Source organism: Pseudomonas sp. R28(2017), assembly GCF_002112505.1.
Taxonomy (GTDB): Bacteria; Pseudomonadota; Gammaproteobacteria; order Pseudomonadales; family Pseudomonadaceae; genus Aquipseudomonas.
In genome coordinates, this window is the sequence record NZ_NEHW01000011.1 from 164,165 (window position 1) to 178,465 (window position 14,301).

The window sequence follows — 14,301 nt, forward strand, 5'->3', positions numbered from 1 at the left end:
GATCTTCCCGACAACAAAGACCTCGAGGCGGTCTCTGCGGGCCGATCAGATCCCTTCGCGGGCCAGGTCCATGGCGAAGTAGGTCAGGATCAGGTCGGCACCGGCACGCTTGATCGCGCCGATGCTTTCACGCACCACCCGGCCTTCGTCGATGGCGCCGGCCAGGCCGCCGAACTTGATCATCGCGTACTCGCCGCTGACCTGGTACGCCGCCAGCGGCAGGCGCGAGGCGGCGCGGATGTCGGCGATCACGTCGAGGTAGGCACCGGCCGGCTTGACCATCAGCACATCAGCCCCTTCCTGCTCGTCGAGCAGCGACTCGCGCACCGCTTCGCGGCGGTTCATCGGGTTCATCTGGTAGCTCTTGCGGTCGCCCTTGAGCGCGGTACCACCGGCTTCACGGAACGGGCCATACAGCGACGAGGCGAACTTGGTGGAATAGGCCATGATCGCGGTGTCGTGGAAGCCGGCACCGTCCAGCGCGCTGCGAATGGCCTGCACCTGGCCGTCCATCGCCGCCGACGGGGCGATGAAGTCGGCACCGGCAGCCGCGGCGATGACGGCCTGCTTGCCCAGGTTGGCCAGGGTGGCGTCGTTGTCCACACCATGGTCGTGCAGCACGCCGCAGTGGCCGTGGCTGGTGTATTCGCAGAAGCAGGTGTCGGACATCACCACCATTTCCGGCACGGTGTCCTTGCAGATGCGCGACATGCGCGCGACCAGTCCGTTCTCGTTCCAGGTGTCGCTGCCGGTGGCGTCCAGGTTGTGCGAAACACCGAAGGTCATCACCGACTTGATACCGGCACGGGCATAGCGCTCGATTTCCTGGGCCAGCAATTTCTCCGGAATGCGGTTGACGCCCGGCATGCTGGTGATCGGCACGAAATCATCGATGCCTTCCTCGACGAAGATCGGCAGGATCAGGTCTTCCAGGCGGAATTCGGTTTCCTGGAAGATCGTGCGCAGGGATTCGTTCTGGCGCAGGCGGCGGGGACGAACGGAAGGGAAACGGTTGGACATGACAGCTCCAGGGCATTTTTTAACGGCGTATACCTTATGCCTGTCGCGCGCCAGTGAAAAGGCCAGATGACGAGATTATGTCTTGCGGTAAAGGCAATAGCCGGTTTTTGCCTGTGCCGGCCTCTTCGCGGCCCGCTCCCACAGGGGTTACACAGTCCTCAAGCCCTGTGGGGTACCTGTGGGAGCGGCGGTTCGGCGCCCCGACTTGCCCGCGAAGAGGCCGGTACAGGAGAAACTCAATCCACCAGCCGCGGCGCCCCCACCTCGGCCGCCTGCCGGTCCAGCCCATGGGCCTCGAGAATCCGCGCAATCTCGCCACTGCCATGCAACGCCTGGATATTGGCATCCAGTGCCTTGCCCAGTTCGGCATTGCTCAGCATGTAGGGAATGGCCGTCTGCCCCGGTTGCTCTGTGGCCTTCACCCGCGGGTCGGGCGCCGACACCTTGATGCTCGCCCCTTGATAGGCCCCCTTCTGCTGCGAGGCCACCGCCACCGCATGGCTGTCGATACCCGCCTCGATGCGCCCGGAGGCCAGGTCCTGGGCCATGGCCACCGGGTTGGGGTACAGCACCAGGTTGTCGCCCAGCACCTTCTTCAGGTCATTGACCCACAGATAACCCTGCACGGTGCCGACCCGCTTGCCTTCCAGTTCACCCACCGTGGCATAGCCCGGCTTCGAAATGATGCCCATCACATCCAGGTACAGCGGTGCCGACAGGCCCAGCACCTTGCCGCGTTCGACGGTGCGGTACCAGTCGCCGATCACCACGTCGGCACGGCGGGTGACCACCGACTGGATCGCCGCCGCCGGGTCGAGCACGCTGGCCTTGATGGTCAGGCATTCGCGGGCGGCGATCTGCCGGATGATCTCACCGTCCACGCCGCCCAGTTCCTGGTTGGGCCCGGGGATCGAGTACGGCGGAAACACCCAGGCCGCGACCGTCAGCACACCGGGGGTCAAGGTTGAGAAGCTGTGGCCGGGCGTGCACTCGGCCAGCGCCTGGGCACTGCCGGCAACGGCCACGCAAAGGGCCAGGCAACGGGTGATGCGCTTGAATGGTTTCATCTCGTGTACCTTTTCAATGTAAAGGGCAGCCAGGGTTCAGGGCGTTGCGTGCTGGCCGGGCGCCAGTCTTCTTTCCAGGGCGGCGACGCCCAGGCTTGCCGGGGCGCAGACGGCCGCATACATCAGCCCGGCCAGCACCAGCACCGGCATGTACTGGAAGGTCGAGGAGCCGATGGCCGAGGCGCGGCTGACAATTTCCGGCAAGGCGATGGTGAAACACAGCGACGAGGCCTGGAACATCATGATCGAGAAGCCCAGCAACGATGGCAGCGCCACCCGCAAGGCCTGGGGCAGGATCACATAGCGCAGCGCATCGACCCGGTCCAGGCCAATCACCTCGGCTGCTTCATGCTGGCCACGGGCGACCGCCTCCAGGCCGCCGCGGATGATCTCGCTGGTGTAGGCCGCGGTGCAGTAGGCCAGCGCCAGCACGGCCGCCCAGAACGAACTCAGGGTGAGGTTCACCGACGGCAGGCCGAAGTAGAAGTACTGCAGCAGGATCAACGCCGGCGCCCCACGCCCCAGCTCGACGATCACCAGCGCCGGGCAACGCACTGCCCTGCCCTTGGCGCTGACACCCAGGGCCAACAGCAAGCCGAGGAACACGCCGAGTACCAGGCTGATGGCAGTCACCTGCAACGACAGCACGAAGCCCTTCCACAGCTCCGGGAACCATTCGGCCCATTGGCTCAGGATCTCGTTCATTGGCTGATCCTCCGTTGCAGGCTGGCCGACACCCAGCGCGAGGCCAACGCCACCGGCACGCTGAGCACCAGGTACACCAGCGCGGCAGCGCTGTAGACGCCCAGCCCCTGGAAGGTCTGCTGCGACACCTGGTACGCCTGGAAACTGATGTCCGCCACACCCAGCGTCGACGCCACCGCCGAGTCCTTGAGCAGGCCGATGGCATAGGTGGCCGCCGTAGGAATGGAAATGCGCGTCAGTTGCGGCAACACCACATCGAAGAAACGCTGCGGGGGCGACAGGTTGAGCACATGGGCCGCTTCGTACTGGCCATCGGGGATTGCCGCGAAAGCGCCGCGATACACCTCGGCCATCTGCGCCGCGGTAATCAGCCCCAGGCCCAGCACTGCCGCGACGAACGGCGACAGGCTGAGGTAATCCCCGCCAATGCCGAAGAAGATGAAGAACAGCCAGACGATCGGCGGGATCGAGCGCAAGGTCAGCACGATGGCCGCACCCAGCGCCGCCAGCCCGCGCACCCTGGCCATGCGCAGTGCGCACAGCGGGAAGCCCAGCACCACACCGGTGGCGAACGCACACAGGGTGACCCCCAAGGTCCACGGCACGCCGGTGAGCAACATCGCGAGAATGTCGTTCATCAGCGGTCCCTCACGGCCTGGAGGAACTTCACCACCCGCTCGTGCTGTGGCTGGCGCATCACCCGGGCACTCGGCCCCTGTTCGAGGATGCGCCCGTCGGCCATCACCACCACCCGGTCGGAGACCGTCTCGGCAAAGTGCATCTCGTGGGTGACGACGATCATTGACATGCCCTCGGCGGCCAGCTCCTTCATCACCGCCAGCACCTCCAGGCCCAGCTCCGGGTCCAGCGCCGAGGTCGGCTCGTCGAACAGCATCAGCTCGGGCTCCAGCGCCAGTGCCCGGGCGATGGCTATACGTTGCTGCTGGCCACCGGAACAACGCGCCGGGTAATGCCCGGCCTTGTCGGCCAGGCCCACCCGCTCGAGCAACTGCAGCGAGCGCGCATCGGCTTCACGCGGGCTGCGCCCGAGGGTGCGGATCTGCGCCAGGCTGACGTTGCGCAGCACGGTCATGTGCGGGAACAGGTTGAACGACTGGAACACCATGCCGATGCGCCGACGCAGCTTCAGCAGGTCGGCGCGCGCCAGGGGCGTGGCGGCGTCGATGTCCAGCTCAGCGAGGCGGATGCGCCCGCGGGTCGGCGGCTCCAGCTGGTTGATGCAGCGCAGCAAGGTGCTCTTGCCCGAGCCGCTGGGGCCGATGATGGCCACCACCTCGCCCTTGTGCATCTCGAAATTGACGTCGTGCAGCACCTCGTAGGGGCCGAACTGCTTGTGGATCGACTCCAGGCGCAGGAACGCCGGCTTGGCGGCAGGCACCGGTGGCACCTGGCGCAGGGGAACGCTCATCGGGTTCATGGGCAGGCCCTCCGCTCAAGGCCGCTGGTCATCGACCAGGGGCGTGCTCGACAGCTTGAGCGCGCCCTGGGCGGTGATCAGCACCTGCTCTTCCAGCTTCACGCCTTCGCGCCCGCCGCGCTCGCCGATGTAGCTTTCCACCGAGACCACCATGTTTTCCTGGAACAGGCCGTCGTAGCCCCACTCGGCGAAGTCCACGGCGTAAGCCACGCTGGGGTATTCGTCGACCAGGCCGACACCGTGCAGCATCATCATGTAGCGGTTGTGCTCGAACCTGCCCGGCACTGGCCAGCAGCGCTCGGCGAATTCGCGGAACGACAGGCCCGGGCGCAGCAGCGCGACGTTGTGGCTGATCTGCTGGCTGGCGATGTCGATCAGTTCGCGCTGGGCCGCCGTCACCGGCTTGCCGGGGCAGACGAAGCTGCGCGAGATGTCCGACAGGTAGCCACCTGGGCCGACCATGTCGGTGTCGAAGCAGACCATCTCGCCCGCTTCGATGACCTTGTCGGTGGCGTCCTGGAACCACGGGTTGGTGCGCGCCCCGGAGCTGAGCAGGCGGCTTTCGGCCCACTCGCCGCCCTGGGCGACGTTGGTGCCATGCAGAATGCTCCACAACTGGTTCTCGGTGATGCCTGGCTGCAAGCTGGCACGCATGCGGGCGATGGCCAGGTCGCAGACCGCCATCGATACCCGGTGACTGGCGACCTCCTCGGCCGACTTGATCAGCCGGGCCTGTTCCATCAATGGCTGCGCATCGAACAGCTCGATGCCCCTGGCCTTGAGCTTCTCGGCGCCCCACGGGTCGCAGCGGTCCACCGCCAGGCGACGGTTGCCACCGCTGTGGCGGACCATCAGCTCGGCCACTTCGGCCGCCCACAGCGCGGCCTTCTCATCGACCCGCGGGCCGGCAAGGAAATACAGCCAAGGCAATGCCGGGCGGATCTCGTCGATGGTCTCGACGTGCTCGCTGTTGTGCCGGCTGCTGGTGAATTCGAACAGCACCACCGGGCCCTCGGTGGGCACGAACACATAGCGGCTGGGCGAATGCATGACCCACAGGCCGAGGTTGTTGGTGTCGGTGGCGTAACGGATGTTGATCGGGTCGGCGAGCAGGATGCCGCCATAGTCATGGGCGCGCAGTTGCTGGCGAATCCGTTCGAGGCGGTAGCGGCGCAGGGCCTTGCGGTCGATCGCGGCCTGGGCGGCGAGCAGCTCGCTGTCCACCGGGGCCAGGGCATGGCCGGTGACACTGAAGTCGTCACGAAACTGCAGGGATGGCGCGGTGCTCGGTCGGGTACCGATGTGCATGGTTACACTCTCCACTGGATATCGTTGTCGTTGTTGGAGCCAGGGCAGTAACAAGGAAGCGCGAAACGGGTGCTGCTGTTCTTATTGGTTGTGGTGGCGCGTGGTTCAGAGGTCCTTGGCCAGGCGCAGGGCGTCGTAGATGGCGGCATGGGTGTTGCGCGAGGCCACCGCATCGCCGATGCGGAACAGCTGGAAACGGCCATCTTCGCGGCGGGCCACGGCCTGTGGGCGGCCGGCGATCAGGTCCGCGTATTCCACCGCACCTTCGTTGCTCGACAGCGGGCACAGCTGGAAATACAGGTCGTCCAGTGGGCGGGTGCCGTGGTTGACCACCACCTGGTCGACCAGCCGGGTCTGGCGCAGCTCGCTGTAGTCGGTGCCGATGGTGGCCAGCAGGCCGTCGGCGGTCCTGCTTACCGCTTTCAGGCGCCAGGTCACGGTGAAGGTGGTGTCCAGTGGCTGCAATGCGCGCATGTAGGGCACCAGGTTCATGCCCATGACCTCTGGCGAGAAGCTGCGGTCGGGGGTCATGATCTCGGTGCGCGCACCACTCCGGGCGATGAACTCGGAAGCCTGCAACGCGGCGTGGTCGCCGGCATCGTCGTACACCAGCACGTTGCGCCCGGGTTTGACGTCGCCAGAAATGATGTCCCAGCTCGACACCACCAGGTCATTGCCTTGCTCCAGCACCTCGGTGTGCGGCAGCCCGCCGGTGGCGACGATGACCACGTCGGGAGCCTCGTCGAGGATGATCTGGCTGTCGGCCCAGACGTTGTAGTGGAAGGTCACACCGAGGCGCTCACACTGGGCCAGACGCCAGTCGATGATGCTGATCATCTCCTTGCGCCGCTCGGACTGCGCGGTCAGGCGGATCTGCCCGCCAGCCTTGTCGGCCACCTCGTACACCACCACCTCATGGCCTCGTTCGCCCGCTACCCGCGCAGCCTCCAGGCCCGCCGGGCCGGCACCGACGATGACGATCTTGCGTTTGCGCCCGGCCTTGGGAATCTGGTGCGGCATGGTGGTTTCGCGGCCGGTGGCCGCGTTGTGGATGCAGTAGGCGGCGCCGCCGTGGTAGATGCGGTCGAGGCAGTAGTTGGCACCGACGCAGGGGCGGATGTCGTCTTCGCGGCCTTCGATGATCTTGCGCACGATGTGTGGGTCGGTCATGTGCGCACGGGTCATGCCGACCATGTCCACCTTGCCGCTGGCAATGGCATGGCGGGCGGTGGCCACGTCCGGGATCTTCGCCGCATGGAAGGTCGGGAAGCCGGTCAGCGAGCGGATTTCGCCGGCGAAGTCCAGGTGTGGCGCGTTGCGCATGCCCTGGATCGGGATGATGTCGGTCAGGCCGGCGTCGGTGGCGATGTTGCCGCGGATCACGTTGAGGAAATCGATCATGCCGCTGTTCTTCAGCAACTGCGAAATCTGCAGCCCCTCGTCCTTGGTCAGGCCCCCGGCCAGCACCTCGTCACCGGTGTAGCGGATGCCGACGATGAACTGGTTGCCGACCCGCTTGCGGATGGCCGTGAGCACCTCGAAGGTAAAGCGCAGGCGGTTTTCCAGTGAGCCGCCGTAGACGTTCTGCAATTCGTTGGTCAGCGGCGACCAGAACTGGTCCATCAGGTGGCCGTAGGCCTGCAGTTCGATGCCGTCGAGCCCGGCGGCCTGCATGCGTTCGGCAGCATCGGCGTAATCCTTGACGATGCGCTCGATGTCCCAGATCTCCAGGCGCTTGGGGAAGGCGCGGTGTGCCGGCTCCTGGTTGTGCGACGGCGACACTACCGGCAGCCAGTCACCCTTGTCCCAGCGGGTGCGGCGGCCCAGGTGGGTGAGCTGGATCATCACCGCTGCGCCGTGCTCGTGGCATTCGTCGGTGAGGTCCTTCATCCAGCCGACCACTTCGTCCTTGTAGGCCAGCACGTTGTTGAACACCGGCGGGCTGTCGCGGGAAATGGCAGCGGAACCGGCGGTCATGGTCATGGCCACGCCGGCCTTGGCGCGCTCGACATGATAGGCGCGGTACAGCTGCTTGGGCATGCCGTCTTCGGGGTAGGCGGGTTCGTGGGAGGTGGTGATGATGCGGTTGCGCAGGGTGAGGTGCTTGAGTTGATACGGCTGAAGCAAAGGATCATTGGACATGGTCGTTCTCGCGTTCAGGTCATCAGGCAAAATCGACATTAGCCCCCATGTACACAGGTGTCAATAAATTAGACAGTGGTGTACATTGAGCTTGTCAGGCCCCCATGGATACGGAACAATGCGCCTATGAACATGACCTCGAACCATCCGGAAATCGCCACCCGCGGCTCGATCGAGAGCTGGCTCAACGCGGCCTTCGAAACCCTCAAGGAGTCGGGGGTGGATGCCGTGCGTGTGCTGCCGTTGGCCAAGAAGCTCAACCTCGCCCGCACCAGTTTCTACTGGTACTTCGAAGACCGCGAAGCCTTGCTCGCGGCGCTGATCGAGCAGTGGAAGAACAAGAACACGCGCAACCTGGTGAGCCATACCCAGGCCTACGCGGCATCGATCACCGAGGCGATCCTCAATGTGTTCGACTGTTGGCTGAACAGCGAGCTGTTCGACTCGCAATGCGAATTCGCCATGCGCAGCTGGGCGCTGCAGTCGGAGCAAGTCGCCGAGGAAATCAAGCAGGCCGACAACGTGCGCATGGCAGCGCTGAAGGCGATGTTCGACCGCTTCGGCTTCAGCGAAGACGCCGCCGCCACCCGCGCCCGGTCGATCTACCTGGCGCAGATCGGCTATATCAGCATGAAGACCGTCGAGCCGCTGGAATACCGGATGCGCTTCATACCGGAGTACCTGCGCATCTTTACCGGCGAGGAACCGGCGGCACATGAGCTGGAGCGCTTCTACCAGCGCAATGACTTTGTGCCGCCCGGCGCGTGAAGTGAACACCGTCGTACGCGAGCTAAGTCATGCGGCTACGGCAATGGTCGACTCCCAGCGCTGCGTGGGCGCCTCGGCAAGCAGCTTGCTACTGGCTGGCTCCGGGGCGAACGCCGCCATGGCATCCACCAGGTTGGCAAGGTTGGGCAGCGCTGCGGGTGCCATGGCGGGCAAGCCCGCCGCTGCAGGCGGGGCGAAGATGAAGTCTTCGACCGTTACCTGGGCCAGCTCCAGTGCATCCAGGTACAGCAGTTTCACCGTGTTGTCCTGCCCCGCCACCGTCACACCGTGTATCTGGGCAAACCCGTTCAACTCGAAGCGCTCGTCCTTGGTGAGCTGCAAGTCTTCGTAGCGGCTGATGCCGGTCTGGCTCAGGTCGATCTTGTCGATACCGTGCCGGAAACCACGCACCGTGTTCTTGTAGTCGGTCACACCCTCTTGCTTGCCCACCACGAAGACACTGGGAGCAACACTTGCCGGGCCATAGATCGTGCCTTTCAGCGATGCGACAAACTGCCCCGAAACATCCGATGTCAGTGACACACCTTCTGCCCCCCCGCTGAGCAGTACGGTACCGTCAGCAGGTGCTGGCGTCTGCCCTTCGGGGCTGCCATCGAAATAGCCCGGCGCAGCAATCAGCGTGTCCAGGAAGCGGAAGTTGCTCGGCTGCAGTTCGGCAACGCCTCGATCGGCGAAGCGCAGCGTCTGCCCATTACCCAGATCGACCACGGCAGCAGTACCTTCCTGGCTCAGTTGCAAGTCGGTAAAGGCCTTGCTGCCAAAACCGATCAGGTCGACGACTTCTCGGGACTGCTCGAACTGTTCGACCTCATCACGGCCAGAGGCACGATTGTGAATGACATAGCGATCCGTGCCGCTGCCGCCTTTGAGCAGGTTGTAACCACGTCCGCCATCGAGCCATGCACCGTCCACCCCGGCAATGAGCGTGTCGTCACCGTCACCACCGATCAGGTTGTGCACCGCACCAGGGGCAATGGTGAGTGCGGTCCCGCCAATGCTGGCGATGCCACTGACCAGATCGACCGAAATACTGCGGCTGAGCGCAGCGGCATTGAGGGTATTGCGCCCGCCTGCGGTGCCGTTGACCGCATCGTCCAGCACGGCACGCGCAGCGTTCTGGGTCACGGCATCGGCGTAGTCATTGGTGTAGTAATAGACATCGTTGCCATTGCTGGGGCTGCCCACGACACGTAGTGCCCAGCGATCAAGCGTCAGCGGCAGCCCGTTGCTGGCATTGCTGACTTCCAGACGCCATTCGCCTGCGGAGCGCTCACCGCGATGGTGGGTCGACATGAATCCGTACTTGAATTCGCCTGAACGTGGATTGCCCAGGTCATCGTCCGCCGAGCCCGGCGCCTTGCCGGCGCGGTCCAGCAGTACACTGCGCGTTCCACCGGGAGACACCAGCGTAACGGTCATATCGCCGAGGCGGCCGACCTGCGAGTGAACATCGACTTCGACATGCTCCACCAGGACCCCGGCCGGCATGCTCAAGGCGAATGTGCTGACCTGACCGGGCGCAATCACCTGCGCAAGCGCTTCGCTGTCGGCCGCCAGCTGCTGCTCGTTGGCCTTGCTTGCCTGGCCAGCCCACGACTCGGCCAGGCGCACGGCGGCGCGAGCGTCGATCATGCCGAACCCGTAGTCGTGACTGGCACGCATGCCACCGCCATTCCAGTTGAGCCCGGCGTTGTCGCGCCAAGCGGTAGCTGGGTCATCGACCTTGCGTGCGGACAGCGCCAGGATCTGCTGCACATCCCGGTAGCCAAGCGCCGGGTTGGCCTGCAGCATCAACGCCACCACACCTGAGACGATCGGCGCGGCGAAACTGGTGCCCTGGGTCGTGCCATAGGCACTGCCGACCTTGGCGCCACGCTCGGCCTCCAGGTTGATACCGCTGGACAGCACGTGGCTACCCGGTGCCGCCACCAGCAGGCTTGAACCGGGGTTGGAAAACGGCGCGCTGGCCACCTGCAGTACCGAAAGGTCTGCCCTGGCATTGATGGCTGCCACTTCGATGGCGTGACGGCTGTTGTTGATCAGCGAACCTTGCGCGCTGCCACCGTGTTCGCGCTGGTTGCCGCCCGAGGTGACAATGACGGTCCCCAACCCGCCGCGCCCGTTGGTGGCCGCCAGCGTTGCGCTGAAGGCCAGGGCCAGGGACGTATCGACCCTGCCCTCGGGCACGTTGCCGATGGCGAAGTCGGTCCTGAAGCCCCAGCTGTGGTTGGCGATGTCGTAATTGACCATCTGCCCCAGGTTGGTCAGGTCATCGCCTTTGTTGGCCAGGTAGTGCCCACCGAGTTTCGCGTCGTAGGCGATGCCGATGCCGCCTTGATCATTGCGCGCGCCGACCATGACCCCCGCCACTTGCGTCGCATGGTTGGACGCCAGGGCCGGCAGTGTGCCATTGCTGCGCTGAGTCTGCAGCCAGATGGGGTCGATGTTGGCTTGCAGGTCCGGGTGCTGGATGTCGAAGATCTCCGGCGCAACGGCAAATTCGCCCCCCGGCTCGAACTGGCCGATCCTCACGCCCTTGCCCGAGAAGTCACGCCAGACCGGCTGAACGTCGATCTCATTGAGGTACCACTGGCGCGCTGCCAACGGATCGACAGGCGACTGCTCGTGACGCAGGGTCACCGTGGCGCGCAAAGGGGCCGATGCGCCGCTGGCGAACTCTGTCACGCCCAGCGATGGGTTGCCGGCAGCATCGGCCAGGTCGTAGCGGAAAGTCACATCCGTGTCATGGCCGGGCAACGGCGTGACCTCGACATCACCCTGCTCATTGAGCCGAACGGTCGCGCCCTTGCCGTCGCCGACCGAGGCAATCCGCAGCGGGCCAGTACTATTGAGTAGCTGGTCATTGGCCAACAGCACCGAGGCAGGAATGACCAGTGCAGCTGGCGTGGTGGTGAATGCCGCCATCTGTTCGGGGGCAAGCGTATCGCCAATCGGCAGTGCGCCGGGGCCCTGCAGGTCGACCGACGCGATATCGGCAAAACTGAGTTTCTGCACATTGCTCAGGGTGAGGCTGCCATCGCGCTCGGCCTGCCGATCGCTTACCTGATAACCCGTCGCCGTGCGGGTAATCAGGTACTCATCGTGATTGCCATGCAGGGTGACGAGGTTGACGCCGCCTGCGCCGTCGATGGTGGCATTGCCGCGCCCAGCCTCGATGACGTCATCCGCCGCACCGCCCATGATCTGGTCTGCACCACCACCGGCATGAATGATGCTGCCAGCGGCCGAGGCCTGAATCCGATCGCCATTGGGGCCGGCATAAATCACTGCCTTGCCGGTACCACCGATGATGGTGTTACGACCCGTGCCCCCGACCAGCACATCATTGCCGCCGCCACCGATCAGCAGGCTGTTACCCGATCCGCCCTTGATGAAAACACCGCGCTGCCCGCCACTGACGATGACGTCCTTGCCACGCCCGCCCTGGGCAATGGTCAGCCCGGCTTCGGCCATGTTCAGGCCGACACCCTGCTCGCCGACGATCAGTGCAGTGTCACGCCCACCGTTGCCACGGATGTTCGCCAACTGGTCAGTGGCGCTGATCACCAGCACATCGTCACCGGCGCCGCCCACATAGGTGTTGCTACCGGCGCCGCCAACCAGCCAGCTACCGCCCGGGGCGGCCTTGAGCACATCGTCTCCCGCCCCGCCCTGCACGGTATCCACGCCCAGCACGGCGGCATCGAGCTCGGTGCCTTGCGGGCTGTTGCTGATATAGGCACGGCGCGAGGTCGATCCGCTGATGGAGGTCAGCAAGGTGGCACCGTCTTGCTGCTCCACAAGATTGGCCACTGTGTCGGCGAGGTACTTCACTGCCAGCACTTCCCGCTCCACGCCATTGGCCATGAAAGCGCCGCGGGAGATGACTTCGTTACCGTGACGCACCTCGTTCACTGGCTGGACCTGACGCAGGTCGATCTGCGTGATGCCGTGTTCCGGCAATGTCTTGAGTTCACCGGCATCGGTTCGGCCATCATGGTTGGCATCGACCCACAGCTTCAACTGTGCCCATGCCGCATCTTCGGGGGTAATCAAGCCATCGGCATTGGCATCGACGCTGGCCAGCGCGGCGAAGCCATCCTTGAATGGCGCCTGGCCAGGTGCGCCGTTGCTCCCTGCCTGGCCGCCGAAGTATTCAGAGAACAGCTGGCGGATGCTGACGACCTGGCCACTGCCGTCGTCGTGCACCAGCATCCCGGTCTGCCGGTCGGCCCAGCCTGTACGCCGCAGCTGGCCGCTGTTGTCGACATCGAACAGCACTGCGTCCTCGATGCCGGTCAGCCCTGCGCCTTGGCCGCTAAGGTCGAACAGCAGCGGGTCGACGAAGGTGTTGACCGTGGTCATGGCGGCCAGGCCGTTCAGGACGGCGGCGTTGCGCAAGCTGAAGTCGGGCTGGTCAGCGCCATCCTGGTAGAACTGCGCCAAGTGCTGGTTGGGGCGCACGTTGGGGTCTACCTGCAGTTCGCCGGGGCGGATGCCGCCCGTGGCCAGGCTGCCCAATTGGGCAGAGGTGAAGTCGGTGTTGTTCAAGGTGTTGTCGGTGAAAGCGATGCTGTGGGTCAGGCGGCGGTTGACGTAACCGGCGCTGACGTCGTTGCGGATGTCGTCCTGGCCTTGCAGGTCGCGGCGGGATTCGGTGGTTGGGGAGATTTCGATCTTAATAGGAGAAGCTGGAAAATTGGCTTCATCTGGTGCGAACAACTCCACACTTGGGATCAAGTTGAACAGATTCTTCAACCCGGTGGCTGCAACATCGAACCATCCGGAGGGTGCTTCTATGTGTTTGATCCACTTTTGCGCAGCTTCCCGCGCCTCTGGAATACCCATAACGGAGGCTTGCCCCATCATGATATGAGTATTTAATGACATATCTAATTCTTTCTGAATATCACCAGCAGCAGACAAAACGTACTCCCAATAAATGTCTTTGCTGTCCTGAGGCATACTCATAAAGATTGGCTGCAACGTCCACGAAGACTCCGGATATCCGCTACTAGAAAATACTTCCGCATGAAATCTAGCTACTTCTGATTGCGGCAATGGCCCTTGTACAACCCCATCAACCAGATTAGCCCTCAATGCCGACATGTAGGCATTAGCCATCTTGACGCGAACATTATCGACTTGCTCATCGCCCATTACAATCCCAGTATCTGCGACGACAGACTTCATATAATTAATTGCAACAACCCCAGCAATGGAGTCACCTCGAGCAACACCATTTGCCAGCACAGCGTATTTATCACCCTTCCCAGCCAAATAATCATACATCGCCGAAGGCCCTCCTTCTGCCAAAGCAATTTCTGCGAGCTTCAAATCCTCAATTGACAATTTCATAGCAACACCTCACTATTAAAAAGAAAATTTAGATACTAAATCGAAGATATACCTCACCACACTTGACAAATTACCTTTTCGGCATACCTCCTTCCGAGCTATAGCCTCCCGCGCAGCCTTTTGCTGGCGACAACTGAACAGGGCTTTCCGTGTAGTCCATATAGAATTTACTCAGGATCGCGAGCCCTCCCAATCCAACCGGGGAAATCAAGAGTAAACAAAGAACGATAATCCGAAGTAAATTCCAGACTATGATCAAGCACCATGCACTGGATGTCCTATTCATCTCAACCTCATCAGCTATCGATTTAAATCCCCACCATAATCGAACCCTCATACTCCGCCCGCCTCATACCTCCCCATAAGCCATCCAGCTTGAACTCAACCACCTCCAGCCCATTAGATACATCACGATTTATTTCTTGCCCTGGAACCTGAACGGTATGATTCCGATCTATAGAGGAATGGCATGCC

General features: G+C 63.3%; 9 protein-coding genes. 1 reads left to right on the forward strand and 8 read right to left on the reverse strand.

Translation table 11 applies throughout. The annotated features are described in order from the left end of the window. Positions 1-45 precede the first annotated feature (45 nt). The 7 genes from hemB to CAF78_RS19880 all read right to left on the reverse strand — a co-directional run bounded on the left by hemB (position 46) and on the right by CAF78_RS19880 (position 7,680). A complete protein-coding gene (gene hemB / locus CAF78_RS19850; protein ID WP_027916845.1) occupies positions 46-1,020 on the reverse strand; it encodes a porphobilinogen synthase in 975 nt (324 codons plus the stop codon). A 236-nt stretch (positions 1,021-1,256) separates the two neighbouring features. After that, positions 1,257-2,087, reverse strand: a complete 831-nt coding sequence (locus CAF78_RS19855; protein ID WP_085677002.1) for an ABC transporter substrate-binding protein — start codon at positions 2,085-2,087, stop codon at positions 1,257-1,259. Positions 2,088-2,123: 36 nt separating this feature from the next. Continuing rightward, positions 2,124-2,792, reverse strand: a complete 669-nt coding sequence (locus tag CAF78_RS19860) for an amino acid ABC transporter permease (protein WP_085677003.1) — start codon at positions 2,790-2,792, stop codon at positions 2,124-2,126. Further along, complete coding sequence (locus CAF78_RS19865; protein ID WP_085677004.1) at positions 2,789-3,430, reverse strand: amino acid ABC transporter permease; 642 nt, start codon at positions 3,428-3,430, stop codon at positions 2,789-2,791. The genes CAF78_RS19860 and CAF78_RS19865 overlap by 4 nt, the downstream gene beginning before the upstream one ends. Continuing rightward, positions 3,430-4,221, reverse strand: a complete 792-nt coding sequence (locus tag CAF78_RS19870; protein WP_158090048.1) for an amino acid ABC transporter ATP-binding protein — start codon at positions 4,219-4,221, stop codon at positions 3,430-3,432. The genes CAF78_RS19865 and CAF78_RS19870 overlap by 1 nt, the downstream gene beginning before the upstream one ends. Before the next feature lie 24 nt (positions 4,222-4,245). After that, on the reverse strand, positions 4,246-5,538 hold the full coding sequence (locus tag CAF78_RS19875; RefSeq protein WP_085677006.1) for a Xaa-Pro peptidase family protein: 1,293 nt from the start codon (positions 5,536-5,538) through the stop codon (positions 4,246-4,248). A 105-nt stretch (positions 5,539-5,643) separates the two neighbouring features. Next, positions 5,644-7,680, reverse strand: a complete 2,037-nt coding sequence (locus tag CAF78_RS19880) for an NADH:flavin oxidoreductase (RefSeq protein WP_085677007.1) — start codon at positions 7,678-7,680, stop codon at positions 5,644-5,646. Positions 7,681-7,806: 126 nt separating this feature from the next. Between CAF78_RS19880 and CAF78_RS19885 the strand changes: the two genes are divergently transcribed. After that, entirely contained in the window at positions 7,807-8,448 is a 642-nt protein-coding gene (locus tag CAF78_RS19885) for a TetR/AcrR family transcriptional regulator (protein ID WP_085677008.1), read from the forward strand. Positions 8,449-8,475: 27 nt separating this feature from the next. Here CAF78_RS19885 and CAF78_RS19890 read toward each other — a convergent pair whose 3' ends face one another. Continuing rightward, positions 8,476-12,834: a S8 family serine peptidase gene (locus CAF78_RS19890; RefSeq protein ID WP_371856916.1), complete on the reverse strand. Its 4,359-nt coding sequence runs from the start codon at positions 12,832-12,834 to the stop codon at positions 8,476-8,478. Between the last annotated feature and the right edge of the window lie 1,467 nt (positions 12,835-14,301).

Bases quoted from the DNA above. Each gene is read 5' to 3' on its own strand.
- CAF78_RS19865 (WP_085677004.1), bottom strand. From the start codon at position 3,430: ATGAACGACATTCTCGCGATGTTGCTCACCGGCGTGCCGTGGACCTTG.
- CAF78_RS19880 (WP_085677007.1), bottom strand. From the start codon at position 7,680: ATGTCCAATGATCCTTTGCTTCAGCCGTATCAACTCAAGCACCTCACC.
- CAF78_RS19875 (WP_085677006.1), bottom strand. From the start codon at position 5,538: ATGCACATCGGTACCCGACCGAGCACCGCGCCATCCCTGCAGTTTCGT.
- CAF78_RS19885 (WP_085677008.1), top strand. From the start codon at position 7,807: ATGAACATGACCTCGAACCATCCGGAAATCGCCACCCGCGGCTCGATC.
- CAF78_RS19860 (WP_085677003.1), bottom strand. From the start codon at position 2,792: ATGAACGAGATCCTGAGCCAATGGGCCGAATGGTTCCCGGAGCTGTGG.
- CAF78_RS19855 (WP_085677002.1), bottom strand. From the start codon at position 2,087: ATGAAACCATTCAAGCGCATCACCCGTTGCCTGGCCCTTTGCGTGGCC.
- CAF78_RS19870 (WP_158090048.1), bottom strand. From the start codon at position 4,221: ATGAGCGTTCCCCTGCGCCAGGTGCCACCGGTGCCTGCCGCCAAGCCG.
- CAF78_RS19890 (WP_371856916.1), bottom strand. From the start codon at position 12,834: ATGACCACGGTCAACACCTTCGTCGACCCGCTGCTGTTCGACCTTAGC.
- hemB (WP_027916845.1), bottom strand. From the start codon at position 1,020: ATGTCCAACCGTTTCCCTTCCGTTCGTCCCCGCCGCCTGCGCCAGAAC.